We start from the raw sequence: 25979 nt of genomic DNA, 5'->3' as shown, positions 1-25979 counted from the left end.
AGTCTTGCAAATAAAATCAGCACGATTCCTTAGCTCAGCTGGTAGAGCACATCACTTTTAATGATGGGGTCCTGGGTTCGAACCCCAGAGGGATCACTCGAAGAGATTGTTTAATAAAGCAATCTCTTTTTTTATACCCACATCTCATAAATCAGACCCACTCGTCTTTTATTATAATAAACCTATTATCTTTGCAAAAAAAACAAGATAGATGAGTTTATACAAATTAGCCATTCGCCCCATTCTGCTTCAGTTCGATCCGGAAAGCATTCACAAGTTTACCTTCAGATGTTTTAAGCTTTTTCATAAATCAGCTTTGATGCGTTCCATGGTTTCGGCACAATTCAATGTCAAACATCCCAAACTGGAACGCGAACTCTTTGGTTTAAAATTCCCAAACCCGGTTGGTTTGGCTGCAGGTTTGGATAAAAATGCCGAAGCTTTTGACTTTTTAGGCAGCATGGGCTTTGGTTTTATCGAAATTGGAACGGTTACACCCAAAGCTCAGGATGGCAATCCCCTACCCCGACTTTTCCGTTTTGTCAACGATAAAGCCCTGGTCAACCGCATGGGATTCAACAACGAAGGGCTTGAAGACGTTGTCAAGCGTCTTCGCCAAAAGAAAACCAAAGTGCTTATTGGTGGGAATATTGGTAAGAATAAGGTCACACCAAACGAGGAAGCGACCAGCGATTACATGAAATGTTTCGAAGCCCTGTACCCGCTTGTCGATTATTTTGTGGTAAACGTCAGCTCACCCAACACGCCAAACCTAAGAGAACTTCAGGATAAAGAACCGCTTAAGAATCTGTTAAACGAACTCATGCAACTGAATCGTTCTAAAGAAAAGACGAAACCCATTCTTCTGAAAATAGCTCCTGATGTTAATCAGAACCAGCTTGACGATATAATAGAGATTGTGACCGAAACCTCAATCGATGGGATTGTGGCTACCAACACCACCATCTCGCGTGAGGGCTTAAGCTATACAGCGGATCAAATCAAACAAGTTGGCGCGGGTGGACTGAGTGGCCAGCCGCTTCGTGAGCGATCAACTGAAGTGATTCGTTATATCCATACCAAATCGAAGGGCAGCATTCCTGTAATTGGTGTAGGAGGCATTATGAGCAAGGAAGATGCTCTGGAAAAACTGGAAGCCGGTGCTTCGCTCATTCAGCTCTACACCGGTTTTATTTACGAAGGACCGGCTTTGGTGAAGGCCATCAATAAAGAGTTGCTTCGTCAATCATAACAGTTCTTATCCTTATAAGTGATTCATTTAAAAAATCAACCAATTCCTTAACTCTTATTATGTTCCTTTTCTTAAAAAGGAACTAACTTTGTATATCCCAATATCTGAAACTGAATCTCTTATTTTATGAGGATATACATCGATCATACACCAATAGAAACCTTTAAGGGAGCCCAACTGGCTGATGCCCTGTTGAGCTACTCAAAAGATTGTTATAAGCAACTGCAGCTAAAACAAATTTGGCTTGAGGATGAGCGAGGTAATCGTATGGAAGCTGACGGCAGACTTTGGGAGGATATTGAACTTTTTATTAAGCATAAAACAAAATGATCAAAACAATTAAAAACCTCTTCCTCCTCCTTATAATTCTGTGTGTTGGAGCGTGTACCCCAAACAACTCCAACACCGAACCGGATCAACCGGATCAACCAGGGAGCGAAAACATCGTCATTCTTCATATGAACGATTTGCATGCTTCTATCAACAATTTCCCAAAAATTGCAGCCTATATCAATCAGGTGAGAGAAAACAACGACAATGTTTTTCTGCTATCAGCCGGCGATTTGTTTAGCGGCAATCCTGTTGTCGATCAATATGCCGAAAAGGGTTATCCCATGATCGATTTGATGAACCGATTGAAGTTTGACGCTTCAGCCATTGGAAATCACGAATTTGATTACGGACAGGCGATTTTAAACCAACGCATCAGTCAGGCTAATTTTCCATTCATCTGTGCCAATATGGATACTGAAAGCGCCACCCTAAATCAACCGAAAGCCTATATCACCCTTAAAACAAAAACCGATTTTCCAATTATCGTATTGGGGCTTATCGAAACCCAAACAAAAATTGGAGACCGCTACATACCATCTACTCACCCCGACAAGGTTGAAGGCATTCATTTTCCTTACTACAAGTATACAACAGAAGACTATACCAATCTGAAAACAGACAACAACCTGTTTATCGTTCTCTCCCACCTGGGACAAGGCTCAGACCGCACATTGGCCGACACCTACGACGAAATTGATCTGATTATTGGCGGGCATTCACACTCGGTTATCAGTTCGCCTTACATCCAAAACAAGGCTTTAATCTGTCAGGCCGGTTCAAGTGGTAATTATATTGGCCGTATCGATATTAAAATTGAAGATGGCCTTGTCATTTCAAAATCGGCAAAACTGATTGAGGTGGAAAACCTAAGCGAAACGGATACCGAAATTGCGGCACTTGTGAGCGAATACAATAACAATTCAACTCTAGATAAGGTCATCGCTCAAAATCTGGCTCCTTTCAGCAACAAAGACGAATTGGGCTCGCTCATGACCGATGCCATTAATTGGAAAGTTAAGACAGATATTGCCTTTCAAAATTCAGGCGGCATTCGCAGCTGGTTACCTATGGGCGATATCAAAATCAGAGATGTTTACGAGCTCGACCCTTTCAACAATGAAGTAATTGTGTTCGAAATGACTTGCAACGAAATTCGTTCCTTAATCAAGAGTGCAAACTTTGGCGACTTAAAAGTTGCCGGGATCAACTATCGCTATTTGGGACAAGGAGAAATTCAGCTGGAGAACTACGACGGCAGTTTATTGGATGAAACGAAAACGTATAAAGTTGGACTGAGTTCCTATATTGCGAGTGCCTACACCTTTGATCACACTGATGAAGGGCAAAATGCATTCATCACCACTGCAGAATGCCTGATCGATTTTTTGAAAGATCAAGAAGAGATTAATTACACTGGTGTGAAACGAATTTTTGGAGAGTCAAACTAAAAAGCGATCTTTATGCTTTCAACAATTTACAATATTACAAATCAAACATACAATTATGGACTTTAAAAAGATCATTGCTGCCATTCTGTTAATTCTGGGTATTATTCTCGTTGTTTATGGATTTACACATCTCAACAGCCTGGAATCGCAACTCACACGTGCTTTGGGACAAAAAGATAACGATTCGATTGGAAGTATTGTTGTGGGGTCTATATCGGCTATATTAGGCTTATACCTCATTCTACGTAAACGCTAAAAACGGTTTACGACAAAGAAAAAGGGGATGAACTTAATTGTTCATCCCCTTTTCTATAATCATCCAGTCTGCTTATTTCTTAAACAAAGGATCCGCTCCAATGGTTCCAACCAGGCTTTGAAGATAAGCCTCGGTTTTCACATGCTCCAAATCTGATTTCGCTTTGATCAAACGATCCTCAAGATTCATTTTCGCATTCCATTCTGTATTGTTCTTATCGGCAATAAACTGATTCAGATAATCAATCTGATTCTCGTAGTATTGGATATCGATCTCCTGCTTACGCTTCAATCGAGCCTTATACCAGTCGGAATTAATTACCACATCACGATCGAACATCTGACGCAATTCAGGATCACTAATATCCTTACCATCGTACTGTCCGAAAGCCATAATGCTTAACAACACCTGCAATGGTGGAATAGCGGCAGAAATACTATTATCATTAAAATAGTTAATCGCAACTTTTTCCTGAGCTTCTACGATATTCTTGATTCCATCAGCAAAAGCATCCATATCCTGAATTTCAGGTTTCAGCATTCTCTCGTTGAATACATTCTGAGGTTCATCGAAAATTCGATTCAGGTAACGGAACAAGAAACCTTCTGTAATACGATAGCCCAAACGGCTTGCCTGAATTTTCTCGCCCTTATATTCAAAATCATTCAACTTCTCAAGCGAACCTTCTTCAATCAAAAGCTTCGGATCACGACTGTCTTCGCTCAAACGACACCACAATTCCGGAATCAAAAGAGAAACATCATGATCAAAACGATTCTCAGAACCCACATAACCTGCAGCTGATGAGAACCCCTGATAGCCTGTAATGATATAGGATAATAAAGCATTATTCAAATCAGTGGTTGGGCTCAACATGTTGAAAGGTCCTTTGGTTAAGGCTCCTTCAGTACCCGCACCTGTTGTCGATGGTGACTTACCCGTTAGTGAACAAATAAAGTCCATAAACAACTCAGGCAACTCCTGATAATGAATTGGGTTATACACACTCAATGCACGAATACCGGCTTCCTTATCCGCAGGATTGTTACGACGTCCTGGCAATACCGCATTTACAGGGTGATGAACCGGCTGATCCAAAGGAATTTTTCTGGACAAGCGAACACCCACTTCGGCCAACTTATCATCGATAGGGTTTACCAAATCGGGACGAATTTGCAAATAACGTGGGTTTTGTGACGGTTTGCCATTCACAATACGTGTATGCGAAGGTGTGATAAAATAGTTATCCTTCTCGCTGGTTGCTCCCCTGCGAATTAATTCCTGAATCGGCTTGGTATATAAATCGAAACCAATCGCATCAGCCATCAATTCCTGACCATCCTCTTTGGTCATGGGTTCGTAATTCGATGTAAAGTTACCACGCATCGAAAGATCGGCCTCTGCCTCCTTATCGTATCCACGGTGAACCGCTTCATCAGGACGCTGGAAGAAACGACGCTCGCAGTTGGTTGTAAGCTTTACTGACTTGTTGTCGTAAGCCTCATTCAAATAGGAAAGGCTGCTTGCAGGCAATACAACCGAAGCTGTAATATCATCCTCCATCTGAATTTTAGCCGAAGCAATAAAGTCCTGACGTAACTTATGCAAAAACCATGAATTATCGGTTGCAAAACCAACACGCAGGTAACTGGCTACAATCTTACGATTGTTATAAAGCAACTCATGTCCTTTTTTACCATTCACCATATCCACCGAGAAATAATTTCTCCAGTCACGACCGGTACGACCTTCACGATAGAATCGTTTCACAAATAAAACCAATCCTTTTACATGATCCGGAATAGATGCCAAATAAGCATTGTACTCATCGGTATAGTATTTAGACGGTGTTAATAGTTTCACCACCGATCCTAAAGAACGTTTTGAGTTTAATAAAGGACGAGAAGGTTCCGAACGCTCCACATGTTTTTTCCATCGGTTTGAATAGTCATGTTCAAAAACCTGATCCGCCATATCAAAGTCCTTATCCATATCCTGAATATAGAATGAACTGTAGATAATCGCATTTAATAAGGATTTCGAAATCTCAGACTTTCCACCTCCTGAAACCGTACAAGGCTTGTGACAAAAAGTTCCCTCAGCATAGGTACTCACCAAACGCCAGGACGGAGCCGATGGGTGTTTTTCCATATGCAATTTGTAGCCCGATGGGTGCACATAGTAATGTTCAGGCAATAAACGAATCGATTGATCTTTGCCATCTCTTACCCAACTCACCGTACTCTTATACAAATCAATTTTGGCATGTCCGTCGATATAGATGATATTTTCATACTCTTTATCAATGGCGTAACCTTCAGGTTTAACCTCAACAGAATCACCCAATTGTTTGATCACTTCATCAAAACTAAACTGCTTTTTAAGAATGTTATTCATAAAAAGCGTTCCGTCGAAATTATCACCCAGGTTTTTACGAGGGAAAGCAATTGCTCCTCCAGAGTGCTCCTCTTCGGCTAAACCATATAGATTTGCTGAAAAGCTAATCTGCGTTTTAATTTCTTTCTTTGAATAGCCAAAGTAATTATCAGCAATCAGTGTAATCACAACCCCTTCTTCACTTCTGCAAGTTACCTTGAAAGGTTGTCCGCCATTATAAAGTTCACCTTCTTCTTTCCAACAAACACCATCGCGGCGCTGACGCTCTGTTGCATCATCATAATGAGGTAAGCCAAGCTCTTTCTTGGTCATTTCCAAAAGCTGTGGTGCCAATACAATACAACCGGTATGTCCAGTCCAGTGTTCAATATCCAAACCAGCATCGTTCGATGGTAAATGAGGATCACCCGCATTTCCAAAAATCGATTCAACAAAATCCAGATTACTCACAAAAGCACCAGGTACGAAGAAACGAACCTCCATTGCTTTTTCTGATATCACCCCTTTTACTTCAGGGCAAACAACAGGGCGCAATAAGAGAGAAACCATCATCTTCGCTTTGGTATCCTGAGCAGCTGTAAAAGGCAATGTTTTTAATTCATCCGAAGGATTAAAAGCCGAATCCAAAAACTTAAGGAAAGCTGATTTAGGCAATTCAATCTTATCAAGTGGTGCAGGCAAATCTCCCTCTACAATATGAAATGAACCTTTGGTCGTTCTTCTATCATGTTTGGGGTTATGAAGCACGCCTTGTTTAATACGATATGAACTGAGATGTTCTGTTATATATTCATTCTTATTAGGTGGCAAACTTAACTCGCGAGCAATTCCTTCCTGATCTAAGGTAAATGTCGAAGTTGGAATTTGAGGGACTTCCTTATTCAGATCTTTAAAATAGTCATTCAAAAAGTTCTGAATTCTCTGATCTGCGGGGCAATGATGATCCGCTAACAAACGAGATTTCACCCGATAATTCTGAATTAAACTATCCGTCAGTGCTATAAAGTTAACATCAGACAAATCGTTGTTTTCTTCATTAAAGATCGGTTGTCCCATAGCTGCGAGTTGCAGATTAATGTAACGAATCAGATCTTTCTGATCCACCTCTCCATTTTTCGATTGGATTTCGCGATAAGTTGTTTTAATATTCTCCATATCTTGAGTTTTAAATAGCTTTTGAAGGCCGGGTCCGTACCAAATTTACAGAAAATTTTCCTCCTTTAAAATGCATATAAAGACGCTTATATGCTATTTATCATTTAAAATCTCAGTTTTTTTTTATAAACTAAAAGAGAGTTCTTCGAAAACGATTTAAGCTTGAAGATAAAAAAGTCAATCTCTTTAATTTTTTTTTCAAAAAAAAAGTTTATTCATCAGAAATGACGAATAAACTCTTTATTAATATCACAAAACGAAGGGAAAATATATGTTATAGATCAGTTCCCATCTTCCCTTTATTCTTAAAAAGCTTATTTAAACCAACAAATAAGGTATAAACCGCGAAAGCAACAATCAGAATTCTTAGAATCAGACTTTGATCGTAACTCCCCTCAGCCACCATGATGTCGCGGGACAAAGCTGGTATCATAAATATGATGATAAAGAACAAAACGACAAGTTGAAGCCAAAGGAAAAAACGTTTGATTTTAGGATGTTTGCTTTTGGTCTCCTGAGGTTTATCCTGAGCTATTCTGGCCATTTTTGAGCGTTGAGACTTGTGAACTTTAGGTGTGTCAACAGGTTTCTTAGAAAACCTCTTTTTCAATTGCGTACCCAACAAAAAAGCAAAAATGCTTAAACCAATCAGAATATATATTTCTCTGTTCATCTTTTATTTTTTTTAATCCTATTTCTCTACAAATATGTTGAATAAGCTTTCAATTCCTTTCGCTTTTCGGGAAGTTTATCACAAACCTTTGCCAATAAATCCCAAAACGATTTTGAGTGATTTTTTTCAATGGTGTGGCACAACTCATGAAGCAAAACCATGTCAATCAAGTGCTCAGGCAAACGCATTAAATGCAGGTTTAAACTGATATTATTATCTCCCGAACACGATCCCCACCTAGAGCTGGCATTTCGAATACTCACTTTATTGAATTTAAAACCAAAACGAGATGCCAATTCAGCCAAACGCTTAGGTAAAACATGTTTGGCTTCCTTTCGAAGTGTTTCAATAATCATGTGTTTGATAAAATCCTGAAACCCCTCGGTCTCAAAATCAAAATTCTCGGGATGGCTGACCTGAATGATCCCCTGTTTGACAGAAGCTCTGACCCGATTCTCCTGAGTTGGATTCATTCTCAATTCATGGTACTTGGTTTTGAATACGGTATCCGAATCGAAAAACAGATTCTGCTTTTCCTTAACTTGAATTTTCGATCGGTTCTTTATGATCCAATCCTTATGGCTTTGGGCAAAATCAATCGCTGTTTGCCAATCCAAATGATAAGGAACATTAAGCCATATACCTTTATTAGGTGCCATTCTTAAGGATAAACGTTTAAAACGTGAATCCTTTTTAAGCACTAATTCGCCCAAATCTTCTAGCTCAATTGTCTTCTCAATCTTCATAAAAAAAAAATAGCTTTACCCGGGAGGCAAAGCTATTAGAATTATTCCTTTTAAGAAAACTTATGCTTTAATCAATTCACTCAATTTTGTGAATGAAGCATCCGTATTCGAAATTAAATCGTTGAAAATTGATTTATAATATGCTTTCACAATTTTTGCGTTATCCTTACCGTCAGGGTGATTTACGCAAGCAACAAGTTTGTTACGATTTGCAACCGTTTCTTTAATAATATCGATTACTTTTTCTTCGTTTCCCGGGTGCAGGTAAATATAGTTGTAGCAATCAGAAATAACTTCAAAAGTCAAAAAGTCAATATCTTTTTTTAATTTTCTTCTACTCGCCATAGTTTCTTAATATTAATGGTTCTTATTCAAAATTCCATGCAAATATACTAAAAATGCAACAAGTTCACTAAAAAGAAATAAGCTTAAAACAATTGAGTTCGAACCATTCAAAAAAAAATATTTCAAAAATAAACACAAGCCAAAACCCTTGTGTTTACAAGTCTTACAGGACAATATCAAGGCGGCAAGAAAATTAAAATCAATAATTAGGACTTGCTTAAACGAATATTAATACTAATCTTTGTCGCAGATAAAACGCAAAAACTATGATTTTTACAGCAATACATCATCATCATTATTTTCTCTTACCTCAGGTGAGCCGATGATGTTATGTAAAAATCTCAAGTGATAAATTCATAACAATTAACGCCAACCTGATTCCAGGTTGGCGTTTTTGTTTATATGCAATTCTAGAACAAATTATATTACAAAATCAAATTAAACCCAAGACTTTAAAACTCTAAACAATGAATTTTACAACACAGCATCATCACCATCATCATTTTACTTACTTCAGGTGAGCTGATACTGTTATGCCAAAATTTTAAGCTATAAATTTATAACGATTCACGCCAACCTGATTTCAGGTTGGCGTTCTTATTTGTACCCATTCCCGGAATCAGGTTTTTAAAAACAAAACACACAATGAGTACACGATTAAAAATTGCCATTCAGAAGTCAGGAAGACTTCAAAACGATTCGCTTCAAATTCTTAAAGAATGTGGCATCTCAATAGATAACGGGAAAGATCAGTTGAAAGCACAAGCGCGCAACTTCCCTCTGGAGGTTCTTTATCTGAGAAATTCAGACATTCCCCAATATGTGCAAGATGGAGTTGCCGATATTGCCATTGTTGGCGAAAATGTAGTGATTGAAAAACAGAAGGAAGTTGAGATTCTGCAAAAACTGGGTTTCTCGAAGTGCCGATTAAAAATGGCTATCCCCAAAGATGAAGCATACACGGGGTTAGACTATTTTAATGGTAAACGAATTGCAACCTCCTACCCCAATTCATTGCAAGCCTTCTTAGATAGAAACAATCTGGATTCAGAAATCCACGTTATTTCAGGTTCCGTAGAAATAGCACCAAACATCGGCCTTTCTGATGCTATTTGTGATATCGTGAGCTCGGGAAGTACACTGTTCAAAAACGGACTTAAGGAAGTTGAAGAAATTCTCTCATCCGAGGCTTGTCTGGTAAAGAACGTCAACATTTCAGAGGACAAAAACGCACTTCTGTCTGATTTACTATTCAGAATGCGTGCTGTTTTAGCTGCCAAAAACAACAAATACCTGTTGCTAAACGTCCCTAACGACAATATTGAAGCCATCAATAGCATTTTACCAGGAATGAAAAGTCCAACAGTTATGCCACTTATGCAAGAAGGTTGGAGTTCTATTCACACCGTTATCAACGATAAAGATTTTTGGGAAGTGATCGATCAGCTTAAAGCCAATGGTGCTGAAGGCATCCTAACCATTCCAATCGGAAAAATGATTCTTTAATTTTTAAAACAACAAGACCATGCAAACTATAAAATACCCACAAAAAAACGATTGGAACCAAATTCTTGCGCGTCCTACTATTGAATTGGAGGAAATGAAAGAGGTTGTCAAGCAAATTTTCAAAGAAGTTAAAGCCGATGGTGACGCTGCTCTAAGAAAATACACCTGGTTTTACGATCGAGTTAAAATTGATGAATTGGCTGTCAGTCAATCTGAAATTGATGATTCAGAACAATTCATTTCAGATGAATTAAAACAAGCCATTCAATTGGCAGCTAAGAACATCGAAACATTTCACAAGGCTCAAAAAATAGAATCAGACCTTATTGAAACTACTGAAGGCGTTAGTTGTTGGAGAAAATTTACCCCTATTGATAAGATTGGACTCTATATCCCCGGAGGATCTGCTCCCTTATTTTCTACAGTACTCATGTTAGGCATTCCAGCTAGAATTGCGAACTGTCAGGAAATTGTCTTGTGTACACCTCCGGATAAGAACGGTCAAATTAATCCGGCGATTCTTTATGCATGCAAACTGGTCAGCATCACAAAGGTCTTTCGAATTGGTGGCATTCAGGCCATAGGCGCTATGGCGATAGGAACTGAATCAGTTCCTGCTGTCTACAAGATCTTTGGTCCGGGCAATCAGTTCGTCACAGCTGCCAAACAAACCGCAATTCAATTGAGTGTTGCGATTGATATGCCGGCAGGTCCATCGGAGGTTTTGGTGATGGCTGATGAGAGTGCTGTTCCGGAATTTGTAGCCGCTGATCTTTTATCACAGGCTGAACACGGCGCAGATAGCCAGGTGATTTTATTGAGTTGGAATGAAAAGCTACTGGATGCTGTTCAAATTGAATTAAAAAAGCAACTGAAGAAGCTTTCAAGAGAAGCCATCGCGACAAAAGCACTCAACAATTCGAAGATGATATTGGTTGAATCAGCGGTTGAAGCACTTGAAATCAGCAATCAATATGCTCCGGAGCACTTGATTCTTTCCGTTAAGAATGAAGATGAGATATTGAATGGCATCCAGAATGCAGGATCCGTCTTTATTGGCAATTACACACCAGAGAGTGCCGGCGATTATGCATCGGGAACCAATCACACGCTTCCAACAAACGGATACGCTAAATCCTATTCGGGTGTTGGACTAAATTCATTTATGAAGAGTATCACGTTTCAGAAAATTACACGCAAAGGTCTCGAAAACCTGGGACCTAGCATTGAAATTATGGCTGAAGCTGAACAATTGGAAGCTCACAAAAATGCCGTGAGCATTCGATTAAACAAAACCTGTTAAAAATACGCTTAAACCGTAAATAAGATGAATACCAAATTCAATTTAGAAAATTTAATTCGTGCAAATGTGAAAACGCTCAGTCCCTACTCTTCGGCCAGGGACGAGTTTTCCGGTACAAGTTCTGTCTTTCTGGATGCTAACGAAAATCCCTTTAATAATAGAATCAATCGGTATCCTGATCCACAACAATGGGATTTAAAGAAACGCTTGTCAGAGATTAAAGGGCTAAGCAAGGCAAATCTGATTTTAGGTAATGGCAGCGACGAGATTATTGATATGGTCCTGAGAGCTTTTTGTGAGCCATCGAAAGATAAAGTTATTATTTGCAATCCGACCTATGGCATGTATCAGGTTGCTGCTCAAATCAATGATTTAAAGATTTGTGATCTGAAACTTGATGCAAACTTTCAACCCGATGTTAAAGCCATTCTTGAAAACAATGATGCCAAGCTTTTATTTCTCTGTTCTCCGAATAATCCAACGGGTAATTTGATTGATCGGGAAATTATAGAGGAGTTGCTGTCAAGCTTTAAAGGCTTAATTATTTTAGACGAAGCCTATATCGATTTTGCTGCCGATGCAAGTCTGGTGAAAGAGCTTGATCAGTATCCTAATCTGATTATCCTGCAAACCCTTTCAAAAGCCTGGGGCATGGCTGGAATTCGTTTGGGGATAGGCATGGCCTCTTGTGAAATCATTGAAGTATTGAACAAAATTAAGCCACCCTATAATATCAATACACTGAGCCAGGAGAAAGCCCTTGAACGATTAAGTGATGAAAAGAAAAGTCAGACAGAAATAAGGCTCTTAATTGAAGAAAGAGATGGGATGATAAAAGAACTCAGACGTTTTTCTTTCGTAGAAAACGTATTCCCTTCTCAGGCAAATTTCATTCTGATTCGGGTCGTTGATGCCAACAAACTTTACAATTTATTAATTGATATGGGTATTGTGGTCAGAAACAGAAGCTCAATATCACAACTTGAAAACTGCCTTAGAATAAGCATTGGAACCGCGGCAGAAAACCAAAGCTTATTTAAAGCCTTAAAAGAATTTGAAAAAACATTTACAACCCAAACCCAATAAATCGACTCATGCAAACAAACACACAAAAGAAGAAAGTCCTCTTTATCGACAGAGACGGGACACTCATTATTGAGCCCCCCATCGATTTTCAGGTTGACAGCCTGGAAAAGCTGGAGTTCTATCCCGGTGTCTTTCGGGGTTTAGGCAAAATTGCTTCTCAACTCGATTTCGAGCTGGTTATCGTGACCAATCAGGATGGTTTGGGAACGGATTCGTTTCCCGAAGCCGATTTCTGGCCTGCCCAAAACAAAATGATACAAGCCTTTGCCAACGAAGGCATCACTTTTAATAAGATTATCATAGATAAAACGTTTCCTGAAGACAAGGCGCCCACTCGAAAACCCGGCACTGCCCTTTTAGAACACTACTTTTATGAAGAGTATGACTTGGAGAACTCCTTTGTTATTGGAGACCGTTGGACAGATGTTGAGCTAGCCAGGAATCTGAATGCAAAAGCCATCTTTATTCAGGCAGATCAATCTGAATCAGAAGATCAAAATGATTTAAAGAAACAAATCGCTTTGCAAACCATATCCTGGGAACAAGTATTTGAGTTTTTGCGCTTAAATGAAAGGACGGCTTTAATTGAACGCAATACCCTTGAAACACAAATCAGAATTGAATTGGATTTGGATGGAAAAAGTCAAGGGACAATCAACACAGGATTGGGATTCTTCGATCATATGCTTGAACAGATTCTCAAACACTCAGGCATCAATCTCTCAATATTAACAGTTGCTGATTTAAATGTAGACGAACACCACTGCATTGAAGACACAGGGATTGCCCTGGGCGAAGCCTTCAAAAAAGCATTGGGTGATAAGCTGGGAATAGAACGCTATGGCTTTTGTTTGCCTATGGATGATTGTCTGGCACAAGTGGCTCTCGATTTTGGAGGACGAAACGAATTGGTTTGGGATGCTGAATTCAACAGAGAAATGATTGGAAATATGCCAACTGAGATGTTTTCTCACTTTTTTAAATCGTTTAGTAATGGTGCACTTTGCAACCTAAACATTAAAGCTGAAGGTAAAAACGAACACCACAAAATTGAAGGCATTTTTAAAGCTTTTGCCCGTGCCATTCGGATGGCTATTAAAAGGGATGTTAACAATTTGCAACTCCCCTCAACCAAAGGCATGTTATAAATCGATACTTATGGAAAAACAAAATATTGTCATTATCGACTACGAAGCGGGTAACGTTCAGTCTGTGAAATATGCTCTTGAACGTCTTGGTGTAAATGCTGAAATATCGAATTGTGAAAAGACCATACGCCAAGCCGACAAGGTGATCTTCCCTGGTGTTGGGGAAGCAGCCTGGGCAATGAAAAAGCTAAAAGAAACAGGTTTGGATCAATTGATTCCTCAACTTAAACAACCTGTCTTGGGGATTTGTCTGGGGATGCAGCTTATGTGTGCCCATTCGGAAGAAGGCAATACCAAAGGGCTGGGTCTTTTTCCCGTTAATACGCTAAAATTCCCTGCTGAAGATAAAGTCCCCCATATGGGTTGGAATCAAATCAGGCAATTGAAAGGGAAACTGTTTGAAGGGATTGAAACGGAAAGCTATGCCTACTTTGTTCACTCCTACTATGTTCCACTAAACGAATACGCTACAGCTGAAACGCATTATATCAAAAGTTTCTCAGCCAGTCTTCAGAAGGATAACTTTTACGCTTGCCAGTTTCACCCTGAAAAATCAGGCGATATCGGACAAGCAATATTAAACAACTTTATTAAGCTATAAGGCATGAACAAGATAGAAATCATTCCTGCAATCGACATTATTGGCGGACAATGTGTGCGATTGACCAAAGGAAATTACGATACTAAAATTGTATACGATTCCAATCCTCTGAATGTTGCCCGGACTTTTGAGAAAGCTGGTATCAAACAATTGCACCTGGTCGATTTGGAAGGAGCCCGATCGAAGCATATTTGCAATGCTTCTGTTTTGCGAGAGATTAGTGAAACAACCAATTTGAAGCTTGATTTTGGCGGTGGCCTGAAATCTAAGACTGATATCGATTTGGCTTTTGAGTCAGGTGCTTCACAGATTACACTTGGGAGCTTGGCAGTGACTGATCCTAAACTATTTGACCTTTGTTTGGAAAAATATGGTGCGGAACGAATCATTTTAGGGGCTGATGTTAAGAATGGATTCATCGCCACATCGGGCTGGGAAAAAGATTCGGGTATTGCACTCTTCAATTTTCTTGAAACCCATCTGAAAAAAGGAATTCGCAGAGTCATTTGTACGGATATCTCAAAGGATGGGATGTTAAAAGGACCGGCTATTGAACTCTATCAATCGATTTTAAATCAGTTCCCCGAAATACAGCTTATTGCCAGTGGTGGTGTATCCTGTCTCGAAGATGTAAGAGGACTGAATGAAACCCATTGCACGGGTGTGATTATTGGGAAAGCCATCTACGAAAATCGAATTCAACTTGAAGATTTAGTTAATGAATTTATACTCTAAACGATGCTAGCAAAACGAATTATACCCTGTCTGGATATAAAGGATGGACGAACTGTTAAAGGAATCAACTTTGTCGATTTAAAGGATGCAGGTGATCCTGTTGAGTTGGCTAAAGCTTATGCGGAACGAGGGGCCGACGAATTGGTCTTTCTGGATATTACAGCCACTCATGAAAAACGTAAAACCTTACTTGAACTGGTTGAAAAGGTTGCGAAGGTGCTCACTATTCCCTTTACCGTTGGGGGTGGCATCAACAGTTGCGAGGATGTGGCTCAGATTCTAAAGGCAGGTGCTGATAAAATTGCCATTAACTCATCAGCAGTTCGTTGTCCTGAATTGATTACGGAATTGGCGAATCGCTTTGGCTCACAATGTGTGGTTTTAGCCGTAGATGCTTGCGAGACTCAAGAGGGTTGGGAAGTCTATCTGAACGGTGGACGGATTCCTACTGGTATTAAACTATTCGATTGGCTGAAGGAAGCGGAAAGACGTGGTGCGGGTGAAATCCTCTTTACCTCCATGAATCATGATGGGACTAAAAATGGTTTTGCCAACGAAGCGCTAGCTGAAATATCTGAAATGCTAAATATTCCTTTGATTGCTTCAGGAGGTGCCGGCAACATGCACCATTTTGCTGATGTTTTTACCAAAGGGAAAGCGGATGCGGCTTTAGCAGCCAGTGTTTTTCACTATAAGGAGATTGAGATTCCCGAATTGAAAAACTATTTAAAATCAGAAGATATTCCTGTCCGATTATAAATAATAAAAGAGTGAAAAAAGTAAATGTGTAAATGATTTAGTTGCATTTGTCGACTAAAGAATTGACTATCGATAAAAAATAGAATTATGAATTATACCGAATTAATCAACCAAATAGATTTCAGTAAAGGTGATGGCCTTGCACCTGCCATTATTCAAGATGTGCAAACACAGAAGGTCTTGATGCTGGGCTATGTGAACAAGGCATCGCTGGAAAAAACACTTGAAGAAAAGCGTGTCTGTTTCTACTCTCGCAGTAAAGGACGTTTATGGACAAAAGGCGAAAGCAGTGGCAATTACCTGAATTTTATCAGCATGAGTTTGGATTGTGATCAGGATAGCTTATTAATTAAGGTTAATCCTGAGGGGCCGGTTTGCCACACAGGTAATGATACCTGTTGGAATGAAAGCAATACGGGATCGGAAATTGATTTTCTTTTACAACTGCAGGACGTGATTGAAGAGAGAAAGAACAATCTTTCAGAGAAATCGTATACCGCAAGTCTGTTCAAAAAAGGGATAAATAAGGTTGCTCAAAAAGTTGGCGAAGAAGCTGTTGAGTTGGTAATTGAAGCTAAAGATGACAATAAAGACTTATTTATGGGGGAAGCAGCTGACCTGATGTATCACTATTTAGTTCTCTTATCTGCAAAAGGCTATAAACTCGAAGAAGTGGTTGAGCTATTAACTCAAAGACACAAGTAATATTAGACTCAAAACCTGACAGGTTAATATACGAGATGTAAATTAAACCTGTCAGGTTCGAATAGTTTTATAGGCTATCAATTTGCTTGTAACCTACAGTATTGATTTATTTCAATTTTCTAACACCAACAGGTCTTCGACTCTGTCGGGTTATATCATCCTACTTTTTCACTTCAACAGTTTGAGGGATGAGTTCAGGATTATAGTTCAATTTCCCTTCGGATTGGGCTACAATGGTAGCGACGGTGGTGTCACCCGTTACATTCACTACGGTTCGCAACATATCCAGGGGTCTATCGATACCCAAAATCAAGGCAAGACCTTCAATAGGAATACCCACCGATGACAGAACAATGATTAACATGACAATACTCCCCCCTGGTATTCCCGGTGTTCCGATAGAAGCCAAAGTTGCCGTCATTACAATGATGAGTTGGTCGTAAATATCCAAAGGCACATCAAATACCTGTGCAATAAATACAGCCGCTATGGCTTGGTAACAACTGGTCCCATCCATATTGATGGTTACACCTACCGGCAAAACAAAACTAGCCACTTCGTTGGCTACCCCTAAATGATTCTCAGCTCTATCGAGTGTAACTGGAAGTGTTGCCGCTGAAGAAGAGGTTGAAAATGCCAGAAGCTGAGCCGGACTAATTTTCCTATAAAAATCGCGATACGAAACGGGCGTGAACAAGCGTAAGAAAAGCGGATAAATAATAAAGATCATCACCAATAAACCCAAAATCACGGTAATGGCGTACAAACCCAATGCTGCAAACAGATCAACATCGCCGGAAAAATCGACAATCAAGCCCGCAATAAGGGCAAACACACCATAGGGTGCAAAGGCCATGATCAGATCAATTATTTTAAGAATAATGGCATCGATACCATTGAAGAAATCCCGCACCACAACGATTTGCTTTTCTTCAAGCAAAACCATAGCAATACCAAACAGAATCGCAAAAAAGATAATCTGCAACATCTTGGTATTGTCGCTGGCCGCCTCAAAAAAGTTAGATGGCACCATATCAACTAAAAATTGCAGTGGCGTTTCTTCTTTCACCTTAGCAGCCTGATCTTTCTTTAAATCGACCGTTGTATGGTATTTCTCCTGAAGCTCTATTTTCTTCGCCTCGGGAAAGGTGTTGCCTGGCTGTATGGTATTCACTAAAATCAGGCCTGAACTTACTGCAATCACGGTGGAGATCACATAAAGTGAAATGGTTTTAAAACCAATACGAGAAAGCTTTGAGATGTTTGACAAACTTGAAATCCCCTTTACCAGAGAAACAAAAATCAAAGGAACGGCAATCAGTTTCAGTAGATTTAAAAAGATGGCTCCCCAGGGCTTAATCCAGTTGAAGGTAAACTGATCCCAGCCCATTTTAACGGCAAAAAGACCTGCAACAGTACCCAAAACCATTCCGATTAATATTTTCACATAAAGTGGCATTTTTTTCTTTGTCATATCTCCTATCCTTTTTAATGAAGCCTAAATATACAACAATTCACGAAATGCGAGGATGAGGAGATGCGAGGATGTAGTGATTAAAAATAGAGCCCAAAAGAAAACCCGAAAGTCAATGACTTCCGGGTTGTATCTTTTCAGAGAAAGCTCTCTGAGAATTTCATTTGAGGATTAGCAAGAACATCCGCCGCCACATCCGCCAGGAGCACATCCGTTAGCTTCAGCTTTAAGCGCATCCATTTCTTCCTGAGTTGCGTCACGCACTTCGATAACTTCACCTTTGAAAAACAAATCGTCACCAGCTAATGGGTGATTGAAGTCCATCTTAACAGTTGTTTCGCCAATTTCAAGAACGATACCATTCATACGACGACCTGAGCTATCTTGCATAGGTACAACGTTACCTTCTTTAATCATTTCTGAGTCGAACTCACCGTTTACCTCGAAAATGTTCTTTGGTAAATCGATAACAGCCTCTTCAGAAGCAAGACCATAAGCCTCTTCAGTAGCCAATTTAAAATCGAAAGCTGATCCAACAGAAAGACCCATTAGGTTCGCTTCGAATTTCTCTAACATTTGTCCTGCACCACAGTGAAATGTTAATGGAGTTTCAGCAACTGCTTTCTCGATGATTTCTCCTTCAAGTTCAGTTCTCAACTCATATATAACTGATACTACTTTGTCTTTAGCAATAGTCATAACTTAAATCTTTTAATAATTGATAAATTTTTGCACAAAGAAAAGCTTTTTATTTGGCAACACAAACTAAAAAAAGAGTTTTTGGTCTATTATTCAGGCTGAATTAACATTTATTAGGCCCTCTTCAGTTCCATTTAACTGAATCCTTAAAATTCAATCCCCAGTTTAAAACTTACGAAGTTTGTTCTCGATATGTTCCATCCGCCAAATTTTGTACAATAATTCATCCTTAGGAATTCGGGTTTCGCCTTCGCTAATTAATGTTTCCACTTCAGATAATAACTGAGGGCTTAATTCAATATTTTTCATGATCGCATCCCGCTTCACAGAATATTTTTTGTATTTTAAATCTAAACTTAAACCATTCTGATTATCAAAATCAGTCACCGAGATACGTTCGTAACTCAAGTGATGCCCTTTCAGATTTCGGACAAAACCATTGGTATTGATAATTTCGGAATCATCGGCTAAGGCATTGGCAATTTGAGAACGAAATCCTGCTTTCTGGAAACGATGTTTAAAGTTGAACGAACAATAATTTATTCCCATCTCAAGATGAGCCTCCATGGCATATTTAATCAGTTCCAATGCCATAATTTCCGATTCCAAAACCAGCGGTCGCTCATCAGCCACATAAGTATAGTCTCTTTTTAAGAGTTTAGGTGCATTGTATTTGGTTAGTCTAAGCTGATGCAGGTTCAGGTTGCTCACTCCCGCCTTTATCATCTCAGGCAAAAGCAATTTCATTCGTTCCAGTTCCTCAGGGATAGCCGGTATTTCAATGGTCACATTGGGGATGATCCCCTTAGCCATTTTCACTTTGTCGAGACTAAAATTTGTGGCGCCTATATCAAAACGTATTTCGTTTAAACCCAAAGAGGCCAGTTTCTTCAATTTGATTTCGTCAACAAGGATTCCATTGGTATAAAGCCAGACATACAAATCGGGAGAACACTTTTTTCTCAGCTTCTTCAGAAACTCAACTACTCTATCATAAACTAAGAAGGGTTCTCCTCCACTGAATCCAACCCCTTTAAACTTAAAATGATTGACATATTCGGCGTAGGCCGAAGCCGATTCGAAACTCAAGCCCTGAGTCGTAGGCAAATCGTCGTGGGTTTGCGATGTGGGACAATAAAAACAATTTGCATTGCATTTGCCCGTGATAAACAAACAGCTCCAGAAGCCTGCTCCGCAAAGCTTACAGCCCTTTGAAATTTGTTTATAAAAAGGTTTGGTCCCCTTAAACAGCAGATTGTCATTTGTGAAGTCCAACAGGTCGGCTCTTCGATTGATCAACTGTTCATCACGATAGGCATTAAACCATTTGATTTGAGGGAATTCTATAAAATCCTGACTATTCTTATTAATCAGGTCATTGTCGTAAATATCTGAGGCTTCCATTAATTCAATCAGTTAAGTAAAATTAAACATATAAAACAAAATAGGGCACTACATTCAAACAGTTCATTCAATGAACCTTTGGTTTCAAGAGGAAAATTCTACACTGTTCTATCAATAGTCGTTATCAGCAACAAGCTATTTGTAAAACCCGTGAATCATCTATAGGATGGGATAAATTAGAGTTCGGAAAAAATGTACAAAAACATCAAACGGCCATCCAGATTTAAATGACCTTTGGAAAGAATATATGTAATTGTTTTTGTTGACATCATAGTATCAAATGTACGCTAAATTTTTAATGCAGAAACCGAATTTAGATTAAAAATTTGGTTCTAAATGAACCCATATTCGTTTTGGCCTCTGCTTCGATTCTGACTGTATTTTAGCTTTCCTTACTTTTTAATCTGATTTAGAATCCTTCTAAGAAAAAAACAAAATGAAAGCGTAATCTTTGCAGAATAATTAATGAAGCAAAATATTTTACTGTAAGCCGAGCCAGTCACCCTTGTTGCCTGAAGCGCGCAACACGAAAAAAAGGTGTTTATATTTTATAGATATGGAAGAAATTCAGAAAAAAAATAAAAAACCGTCGAATAAATACCAACCTAAAGGACTCACGATACTTTACGAAGACCAGGATATTATTGTTGTAAATAAAGTGAGTGGTTTGTTAACCATGGCCAGTGCCCGTGAGCGAGAGAAAACGGCCTATTTTCTTTTAAGTCAGTATGTGAAAAAAGGCAGTCAGAAATCGAAGAACAGAATTTTTATTGTACACCGTTTGGATAAGGATACCTCAGGCGTATTGGTTTTTGCAAAAACCGAAAAAGCAAAATTTTTCCTTCAGGATGAATGGCAGAGTTTTAGCAAGACATACGTGGCGGTAGTTGAAGGTAAAATGCGTGAGAAAGAAGGCATCATCACCTCTTATTTGGCAGAGAATAGTATTCATCGTGTTTTCTCTGTCAGAAATGCGGACAAAGGCAAGTTTGCCAAAACAGGTTATCAGGTTATCAAAGAGTCGGAACGTTTCAGCTTATTAAGGATCCGTTTGTACACGGGACGAAAAAACCAGATTCGTGTGCATTTTGCCGAACATGGCTGTCCGGTAGCCGGCGATAAGGTTTATGGTGAAAAAAGCGTGGGAATCAAACGTCTTGCGCTTCATTCTGCAAAATTAACCCTCAGACATCCACATACCAAGAAGGAAATGACCTTTGAAGCCAATACGCCAAGCTATTTTAAGCAGCTGATTAAATAAAAGGGTTTATAAGGTTGAAAAGGATAAAGGATAAAGGCAAAAATAAATAAAAGGGCTGAAAGTCGAAAGGTCAACGTACAAAATGAAGTTTTGGACGTTGATTGCTTATCGAATTGGGAATGTATAATTGGTAATGAGCAATCTAAACCACCTTGCCAACGTTCCCAATAACAATCTTACTTAAGAGGCCCGAAAAGAATAGGTTATATAATTTAAAATCTTTTTTTAATTTTCTATAAGTATAAAAATATACACAGACTTGCCCCATTATCAAACCTATCATAAATCTAAAACCATTATCTTTGGAAAGCAGTCTTTCCCATATTGAGAACAGCCATCGCACCGAAAAGTTTTTGGAGCATCATTAGGATCAACAATTTCAACAAAGCCAAACTTTGACCAATAAGCAGGAACTTTTGCTTGAATCAGTATCCTCTTAGCTCCTAAGTTCCGTATTTTTTCTTCCACTATTTGAAATAATGATTTTCCAATGCCCTGCCCTTTAAAATCGTCAATCACAGCAACAGAAAAAGTATATTCTCCCTCTTGAAGCATCACTTCTGCTCCACCTATTAGCCTGTCAAACACTTCAACTGAATATCCATTAAAAACCTTGACTCCGGTTTTATTGTTCTCTAATCCCTGAGCTTCAAATATTCGTTCAATTTCAGGATATTCATCTGGTTCAGCCTTCCTTATTTTAAACTCTTCCACCATACTTTTACCTATTTTGTATTTAGTTAATAACCCTTTTATCTGATAGTCTCGGCGCATTAATCTCCCAATTTTCCCGATATTAAAGTCATTCATATAACATATATTCTACAGCTAATTGCGACATAAAAAACAAAAATAAGCATATCATCCAGGTAATTCAATAGAAATTCACGTTTGCAGTATAAAATATATGAGCTGATTGTATAAAAATTCAGCATAAGGCTGAATTCTGTAATTGCATACGTACCCCCAATGGCAAAAAATATAAACAAATTTACTCAGCTTGCTTTTTTAGCGTTTTACTCACTTCGTTTCGTGATCTCCCTTCGGTCGGTAATAAGACAACTATTTTAATCGCCCACGCAAGCTAACAAAACCATTACAAGCAATTGAAAAAAGGTATCGATTTTCGTGATTCTCATTTTAAAATAAAAATAAACTATCTCTTTTTTGCGCTCACTGAAAAGCTTGCAGCATCTCCTCCCTCCCATACGTTTGTTCTGAAATAAATCTTTAGTGTTTTACCCCAATGTGGCACTAGCTTGCAATCAAGGGCGAAGATTCCCAACCTATTTGTAACAAATTGGTAAGCGCTATTTTCATATCTTTTTAAGGGGTGTGAGAATTATACAATCTTTAGATCTTGTATCGCCATCTCTTCAAAACAAAGATTAAATCCCTGACACAGACTCTGTTCAAAGAAATAGTTGTGTGTTTTTCATAGAATGCTTAACTTGAATTTGCTTTATTAATCTACTTGATATCTAAGATTTGAATTGTAAATTTTACAAAAACATTAATTATAAAAACTACCAGAAAAAAGCATATTTTCTTAGGCGAATGGCAGATTATTTGGATTATGGTATTCAAACTTTTAGAGCATTAGAAAATTTATTTTTACAGGCATTCCTATCTCAAAAAAAGCACTATTCATAAAAGCCTTAGATTCTGTAAAAAAAATCGTCGCAATGGCAAATTCATACTATTAACCCAATCAGAAAATGTTAATGCTATTTGTGTCAAAATATCGTTTTTTTTTTAATCTAAAGGATTAGACCAACATAATTTAAGTTTATAACTAATTAAATCTTAATCATATGCTTTGGATTGAGTTGATAATCTTTTTGGCAATCATAATTATTGGTGCTCGAATTGGTGGTATCGCAATGGGTACAATGGCTGGTATCGGATTGGTCATTTTTATATTTGTTTTGAAATTACCTGTTGGAAGCCCCCCTGTAATTGTGTTGGGAATGATCCTTGCCGTGATTACGGCACTTTCTACTATGGAGGCTGCCGGAGGTCTTGATTTTCTGGTAGGCATGGCAGAGAAAATCATGCGGAAACGACCTCAGAACATCACTTTTGTGGCTCCTTTGGTAACTTACATTCTTGTTCTGGCTTCTGGAACACAACACGTTATTTATGCATTATTACCCATCATTGCTGAGATATCACGAAAATCGGGTATTCGACCGGAAAGGCCAATGTCCATGTCGGTTATTGCAGCCATGCAGGGGCTTGTGTCTTCCCCTATTTCTGCTTCAACAGTGGCCATGATTGGTATTCTATCGGTTATGGGAGTGAGTCTTCCTCAAATGTTACTGGTCATTATTCCTTCCACTTTAATAGCTGTTGTTATCGGCTCAATAACCGTTCTTAAAAAAGGCAAAGAGTTAGCTGATGACCCTATTTATCAGCAACGATTGAAAGATGGAAAAATTATTGCCTTGGAAGCGACCAAAACTCCAGATAAAAAAACTTTAAAAAACGCCAAAGGTTCTACATTTATGTTTTTTTTCGCCATTATAATGATCGTTATAATTGGCATGTTTCCTGAATTAAGACCTTCTTATGAATGGATGGTTGATGGAAAACTTACAGAAGATCAAATTGGGATGGGACCTGCCATAATGATCATCATGTTGGCTATAGGAGGCTTAATCATGGTCATTTTTAAGGCAAAAGCAAGCAAGGCTGTCGGTGGAAGCATTATGAAGAGTGGTGTTGTGGCTCTGATTTCAATTTTAGGAATTGCCTGGTTGGGTTCTTCATTTTTTGAAGGAAACCGACTCGTTATTGTTGAAAGTATTTCCCAAGCCATTGAAGGTTATCAATGGGTGTTTGGTTTTGGTTTATTTACCTTATCAATTATGCTTTTTAGCCAGGCAGCTACCGTCGTGACTTTAATGCCAGTTGGACTAGCCCTGGGGCTTGATGCTGAACTATTAATAGCCCTATACCCCGCCGTAAACGGATACTTTGTGCTTCCAACCTATGGAACAATACTGGCTGCTATTTCCTTTGACCAAACCGGAACGACCAAAATTGGCAACCGATTGGTGAATCACAGTTTTATGGTTCCCGGATTGGTGACAACCTTTTCTGCTGTCATTATTGCTTTACTCATAACTTATATCACATAAACAACTCATTTTTAAAATCTCAAAACGATGAAAAATGTAAATAAACGAACAATTTTGCTAAGCTTACTTCTTGTTTTTTGCATGATGCTGAATGGATTTTCACAAGAGTATAGAACTGAAACAGATTTACTGGGTGACATAAAAGTTCCTAAAGACGCCTACTACGGAGCCCAAGCTGCAAGAGCAATGGAAAATTTTCATATCTCTGGCCAGTATGTTAATGATTATCCTGACTTTATTAAGGCTTGGGGAATGGTGAAATTGGCTTGTGCCCGGGCAAACACCGAAGCCGGTAAAATGAAGCCTGAAATTTTGAAACCAATCGAAGAAGCATGTCAGGAATTAATTGCAGGAAATTTTCTTGATCAGTTTAAGATTGACCTCTATCAGGGAGGTGCAGGAACATCAACCAATATGAATGTTAATGAGGTATTAGCGAATATTGCACTTGAAAAGTCCGGACAAGCCAAAGGGAACTATAAGAAGATTTCTCCCAATGATCATTTGAATATGTCACAATCAACCAATGATACATATCCGTCATCATTAAAGTTAGGTATGTTGTTGCATAATGATCGCTTAATAAAAGAACTTAATGAACTGAAAAAATCGTTCAGGAAATTGGGGCACGAAAATATCGATATCGTGAAAATGGGTCGTACTGAATTCCAGGACGCCGTACCTATGACCGTTGGGCAGGAATTTCATTCTTTTGCTGCAATGTTGGAATGGGATATTGCTAATATAGAACATGCAAGTCAATCTCTAATGGTCCTTAATATGGGTGGTACTGCAATTGGTACAGGTTTAAATACACCTAAAGGTTATGACAAATATGTGATTGAACATCTTAGAAAAATTTCGGGTTATGATGTGGTCAATGCTGATGATTTGATTGCAGCGACATCTTGTTTACAAGGATTTGTCGTGTATTCTTCGGCTTTAAAAACCTTAGCAACAACCCTATCGAAAATATCAAATGACCTGATCAATCTGTCATCGGGACCAAGGAATGGTTTGTTTGAGATTAACCTTCCTGCACGACAACCAGGTTCATCTATCATGCCTGGGAAAGTAAATCCGGTAATCCCCGAACTGATGGCTTTTGTCAGCTACCGTGTTATGGGGAATGACGTAACTGTAAATATTGCTGCATCAGATGGTGATTTACAATTGAATGCATACGAACCCGTTGTGGGGCTTACAATTTTTGAATCACAAAAATTACTGACCAATACGATAAAAACTTTCCGAGTTCAATGTGTCAATGGCATCACGGTCAATAAGGATGTTCACAAACGCAATTTAGAAACTACTATTGGTATTGTTACCGCTTTAAATCCTGTCTTGGGCCATCATGTAGGTGACGAACTGGCCAAAGAAGCCAAAGCAACGGGTAAAGGAATTTTAGAATTGGTAAGAGAGAAAAAACTGCTTACAGAGGAACAAATAAAGGTCTTATTATCACCGAAGAATATGACAGGATTGGATAAATCAAAATATGAAAACAAATAGTTGTAAAGAACGCCATATAAATCAAATGGAATAAA

Annotated in this window: 23 protein-coding genes and 1 tRNA gene; 16 read left to right on the top strand and 8 right to left on the bottom strand. The window is 38.7% G+C overall.

Going from position 1 to position 25979, the window contains the following annotated elements; translation table 11 throughout:
- The first annotated feature begins 23 nt into the window (after positions 1-23).
- The 5 genes from EV201_RS02080 (at position 24) to EV201_RS02060 (ending at position 3289) form a co-directional block, all read left to right on the top strand.
- Positions 24-96: transfer RNA gene (locus EV201_RS02080), tRNA-Lys, on the top strand.
- Between the two features lie 115 nt (positions 97-211).
- Complete coding sequence (locus EV201_RS02075) at positions 212-1252, top strand: quinone-dependent dihydroorotate dehydrogenase (RefSeq protein WP_130305741.1); 1041 nt, start codon at positions 212-214, stop codon at positions 1250-1252.
- 126 nt (positions 1253-1378) lie between these two features.
- Positions 1379-1582 carry a hypothetical protein gene (locus EV201_RS02070; protein WP_130305740.1) on the top strand — a complete coding sequence of 68 codons (204 nt, stop codon included), beginning with the start codon at positions 1379-1381 and terminating at the stop codon, positions 1580-1582.
- Positions 1579-3033 carry a bifunctional metallophosphatase/5'-nucleotidase gene (locus EV201_RS02065; protein WP_130305739.1) on the top strand — a complete coding sequence of 485 codons (1455 nt, stop codon included), beginning with the start codon at positions 1579-1581 and terminating at the stop codon, positions 3031-3033. The genes EV201_RS02070 and EV201_RS02065 overlap by 4 nt, the downstream gene beginning before the upstream one ends.
- A 55-nt stretch (positions 3034-3088) precedes the next feature.
- Positions 3089-3289, top strand: coding sequence for a DUF3185 family protein (locus tag EV201_RS02060; RefSeq protein WP_130305738.1), 201 nt, complete (start codon positions 3089-3091; stop codon positions 3287-3289).
- 72 nt (positions 3290-3361) lie between these two features.
- On the opposite strand, the gene EV201_RS02055 is transcribed toward EV201_RS02060, so the two are convergent.
- From EV201_RS02055 to EV201_RS02040, 4 genes are all read right to left on the bottom strand, one after another.
- Positions 3362-6841 carry a PPi-type phosphoenolpyruvate carboxykinase family protein gene (locus EV201_RS02055; protein WP_130305737.1) on the bottom strand — a complete coding sequence of 1160 codons (3480 nt, stop codon included), beginning with the start codon at positions 6839-6841 and terminating at the stop codon, positions 3362-3364.
- A gap of 274 nt (positions 6842-7115) precedes the next feature.
- The gene (locus EV201_RS02050) at positions 7116-7514 is read right to left on the bottom strand and encodes a hypothetical protein (protein ID WP_130305736.1); all 399 of its coding nucleotides are present in this window, start codon (positions 7512-7514) and stop codon (positions 7116-7118) included.
- Between the two features lie 26 nt (positions 7515-7540).
- Positions 7541-8260: a M48 family metallopeptidase gene (locus tag EV201_RS02045; RefSeq protein WP_130305735.1), complete on the bottom strand. Its 720-nt coding sequence runs from the start codon at positions 8258-8260 to the stop codon at positions 7541-7543.
- Between the two features lie 60 nt (positions 8261-8320).
- Positions 8321-8605 (bottom strand): hypothetical protein, encoded by a 285-nt coding sequence (locus tag EV201_RS02040; RefSeq protein ID WP_130305734.1) that lies wholly within the window; start codon positions 8603-8605, stop codon positions 8321-8323.
- A gap of 645 nt (positions 8606-9250) precedes the next feature.
- Between EV201_RS02040 and hisG the strand changes: the two genes are divergently transcribed.
- The 8 genes from hisG to hisIE all read left to right on the top strand — a co-directional run bounded on the left by hisG (position 9251) and on the right by hisIE (position 16448).
- Positions 9251-10111 carry an ATP phosphoribosyltransferase gene (gene hisG, locus EV201_RS02035; protein WP_130305733.1) on the top strand — a complete coding sequence of 287 codons (861 nt, stop codon included), beginning with the start codon at positions 9251-9253 and terminating at the stop codon, positions 10109-10111.
- A 19-nt stretch (positions 10112-10130) separates the two neighbouring features.
- Positions 10131-11414 carry a histidinol dehydrogenase gene (hisD, locus tag EV201_RS02030; protein ID WP_130305732.1) on the top strand — a complete coding sequence of 428 codons (1284 nt, stop codon included), beginning with the start codon at positions 10131-10133 and terminating at the stop codon, positions 11412-11414.
- Between the two features lie 24 nt (positions 11415-11438).
- The gene (hisC, locus tag EV201_RS02025; protein ID WP_130305731.1) at positions 11439-12500 is read left to right on the top strand and encodes a histidinol-phosphate transaminase; all 1062 of its coding nucleotides are present in this window, start codon (positions 11439-11441) and stop codon (positions 12498-12500) included.
- Between the two features lie 8 nt (positions 12501-12508).
- Positions 12509-13648 (top strand): bifunctional histidinol-phosphatase/imidazoleglycerol-phosphate dehydratase HisB, encoded by a 1140-nt coding sequence (gene hisB / locus EV201_RS02020; protein ID WP_130305730.1) that lies wholly within the window; start codon positions 12509-12511, stop codon positions 13646-13648.
- Positions 13649-13658: 10 nt separating this feature from the next.
- Positions 13659-14249: an imidazole glycerol phosphate synthase subunit HisH gene (gene hisH, locus EV201_RS02015; RefSeq protein WP_130305729.1), complete on the top strand. Its 591-nt coding sequence runs from the start codon at positions 13659-13661 to the stop codon at positions 14247-14249.
- 3 nt (positions 14250-14252) lie between these two features.
- Positions 14253-14984, top strand: a complete 732-nt coding sequence (gene hisA, locus EV201_RS02010) for a 1-(5-phosphoribosyl)-5-[(5-phosphoribosylamino)methylideneamino]imidazole-4-carboxamide isomerase (protein WP_130305728.1) — start codon at positions 14253-14255, stop codon at positions 14982-14984.
- 3 nt (positions 14985-14987) lie between these two features.
- Complete coding sequence (gene hisF / locus EV201_RS02005; RefSeq protein WP_130305727.1) at positions 14988-15743, top strand: imidazole glycerol phosphate synthase subunit HisF; 756 nt, start codon at positions 14988-14990, stop codon at positions 15741-15743.
- A gap of 87 nt (positions 15744-15830) precedes the next feature.
- A complete protein-coding gene (hisIE, locus tag EV201_RS02000) occupies positions 15831-16448 on the top strand; it encodes a bifunctional phosphoribosyl-AMP cyclohydrolase/phosphoribosyl-ATP diphosphatase HisIE (RefSeq protein WP_130305726.1) in 618 nt (205 codons plus the stop codon).
- 160 nt (positions 16449-16608) lie between these two features.
- Here the strand turns inward: hisIE and EV201_RS01995 are convergent, their stop codons facing one another.
- The 3 genes from EV201_RS01995 to EV201_RS01985 form a co-directional block, all read right to left on the bottom strand.
- The gene (locus tag EV201_RS01995) at positions 16609-17922 is read right to left on the bottom strand and encodes a dicarboxylate/amino acid:cation symporter (RefSeq protein WP_130305725.1); all 1314 of its coding nucleotides are present in this window, start codon (positions 17920-17922) and stop codon (positions 16609-16611) included.
- 171 nt (positions 17923-18093) lie between these two features.
- On the bottom strand, positions 18094-18621 hold the full coding sequence (locus EV201_RS01990) for an FKBP-type peptidyl-prolyl cis-trans isomerase (RefSeq protein ID WP_130305724.1): 528 nt from the start codon (positions 18619-18621) through the stop codon (positions 18094-18096).
- 165 nt (positions 18622-18786) lie between these two features.
- Positions 18787-20025 (bottom strand): radical SAM protein, encoded by a 1239-nt coding sequence (locus EV201_RS01985; RefSeq protein WP_130305723.1) that lies wholly within the window; start codon positions 20023-20025, stop codon positions 18787-18789.
- A gap of 556 nt (positions 20026-20581) precedes the next feature.
- Between EV201_RS01985 and EV201_RS01980 the strand changes: the two genes are divergently transcribed.
- Positions 20582-21286: an RluA family pseudouridine synthase gene (locus EV201_RS01980; protein WP_130305722.1), complete on the top strand. Its 705-nt coding sequence runs from the start codon at positions 20582-20584 to the stop codon at positions 21284-21286.
- Positions 21287-21565: 279 nt separating this feature from the next.
- Here EV201_RS01980 and EV201_RS01975 read toward each other — a convergent pair whose 3' ends face one another.
- Positions 21566-22096 carry a GNAT family N-acetyltransferase gene (locus tag EV201_RS01975; RefSeq protein WP_130305721.1) on the bottom strand — a complete coding sequence of 177 codons (531 nt, stop codon included), beginning with the start codon at positions 22094-22096 and terminating at the stop codon, positions 21566-21568.
- Between the two features lie 1004 nt (positions 22097-23100).
- On the opposite strand from EV201_RS01975, the gene EV201_RS01970 reads away from it, so the two are divergent.
- Together EV201_RS01970 and EV201_RS01965 are read left to right on the top strand one after the other, a co-directional pair.
- Positions 23101-24429, top strand: coding sequence for an anaerobic C4-dicarboxylate transporter family protein (locus EV201_RS01970; RefSeq protein ID WP_130305720.1), 1329 nt, complete (start codon positions 23101-23103; stop codon positions 24427-24429).
- A gap of 27 nt (positions 24430-24456) precedes the next feature.
- Positions 24457-25944, top strand: a complete 1488-nt coding sequence (locus EV201_RS01965) for an aspartate ammonia-lyase (protein ID WP_242610443.1) — start codon at positions 24457-24459, stop codon at positions 25942-25944.
- Positions 25945-25979 lie beyond the last annotated feature (35 nt).

The organism is Ancylomarina subtilis, assembly GCF_004217115.1.
Lineage (GTDB): Bacteria > Bacteroidota > Bacteroidia > Bacteroidales > Marinifilaceae > Ancylomarina > Ancylomarina subtilis.
This window is presented reverse-complemented; position numbering and strand designations above follow the sequence as displayed.

What these genes read in the sequence shown, in the direction of transcription:
- EV201_RS01990 (WP_130305724.1), bottom strand. Translation starts at nt 18,621, where the DNA reads ATGACTATTGCTAAAGACAAAGTAGTATCAGTTATATATGAGTTGAGA.
- hisF (WP_130305727.1), top strand. Translation starts at nt 14,988, where the DNA reads ATGCTAGCAAAACGAATTATACCCTGTCTGGATATAAAGGATGGACGA.
- EV201_RS01965 (WP_242610443.1), top strand. Translation starts at nt 24,457, where the DNA reads ATGAAAAATGTAAATAAACGAACAATTTTGCTAAGCTTACTTCTTGTT.
- hisC (WP_130305731.1), top strand. Translation starts at nt 11,439, where the DNA reads ATGAATACCAAATTCAATTTAGAAAATTTAATTCGTGCAAATGTGAAA.
- hisIE (WP_130305726.1), top strand. Translation starts at nt 15,831, where the DNA reads ATGAATTATACCGAATTAATCAACCAAATAGATTTCAGTAAAGGTGAT.
- EV201_RS02070 (WP_130305740.1), top strand. Translation starts at nt 1,379, where the DNA reads ATGAGGATATACATCGATCATACACCAATAGAAACCTTTAAGGGAGCC.
- EV201_RS01975 (WP_130305721.1), bottom strand. Translation starts at nt 22,096, where the DNA reads ATGAATGACTTTAATATCGGGAAAATTGGGAGATTAATGCGCCGAGAC.
- hisA (WP_130305728.1), top strand. Translation starts at nt 14,253, where the DNA reads ATGAACAAGATAGAAATCATTCCTGCAATCGACATTATTGGCGGACAA.
- EV201_RS01980 (WP_130305722.1), top strand. Translation starts at nt 20,582, where the DNA reads ATGGAAGAAATTCAGAAAAAAAATAAAAAACCGTCGAATAAATACCAA.
- EV201_RS02050 (WP_130305736.1), bottom strand. Translation starts at nt 7,514, where the DNA reads ATGAACAGAGAAATATATATTCTGATTGGTTTAAGCATTTTTGCTTTT.
- hisH (WP_130305729.1), top strand. Translation starts at nt 13,659, where the DNA reads ATGGAAAAACAAAATATTGTCATTATCGACTACGAAGCGGGTAACGTT.
- hisD (WP_130305732.1), top strand. Translation starts at nt 10,131, where the DNA reads ATGCAAACTATAAAATACCCACAAAAAAACGATTGGAACCAAATTCTT.
- EV201_RS01970 (WP_130305720.1), top strand. Translation starts at nt 23,101, where the DNA reads ATGCTTTGGATTGAGTTGATAATCTTTTTGGCAATCATAATTATTGGT.
- EV201_RS02040 (WP_130305734.1), bottom strand. Translation starts at nt 8,605, where the DNA reads ATGGCGAGTAGAAGAAAATTAAAAAAAGATATTGACTTTTTGACTTTT.
- EV201_RS01985 (WP_130305723.1), bottom strand. Translation starts at nt 20,025, where the DNA reads ATGGAAGCCTCAGATATTTACGACAATGACCTGATTAATAAGAATAGT.
- EV201_RS02060 (WP_130305738.1), top strand. Translation starts at nt 3,089, where the DNA reads ATGGACTTTAAAAAGATCATTGCTGCCATTCTGTTAATTCTGGGTATT.
- EV201_RS01995 (WP_130305725.1), bottom strand. Translation starts at nt 17,922, where the DNA reads ATGACAAAGAAAAAAATGCCACTTTATGTGAAAATATTAATCGGAATG.
- EV201_RS02075 (WP_130305741.1), top strand. Translation starts at nt 212, where the DNA reads ATGAGTTTATACAAATTAGCCATTCGCCCCATTCTGCTTCAGTTCGAT.
- hisG (WP_130305733.1), top strand. Translation starts at nt 9,251, where the DNA reads ATGAGTACACGATTAAAAATTGCCATTCAGAAGTCAGGAAGACTTCAA.
- hisB (WP_130305730.1), top strand. Translation starts at nt 12,509, where the DNA reads ATGCAAACAAACACACAAAAGAAGAAAGTCCTCTTTATCGACAGAGAC.
- EV201_RS02055 (WP_130305737.1), bottom strand. Translation starts at nt 6,841, where the DNA reads ATGGAGAATATTAAAACAACTTATCGCGAAATCCAATCGAAAAATGGA.
- EV201_RS02065 (WP_130305739.1), top strand. Translation starts at nt 1,579, where the DNA reads ATGATCAAAACAATTAAAAACCTCTTCCTCCTCCTTATAATTCTGTGT.
- EV201_RS02045 (WP_130305735.1), bottom strand. Translation starts at nt 8,260, where the DNA reads ATGAAGATTGAGAAGACAATTGAGCTAGAAGATTTGGGCGAATTAGTG.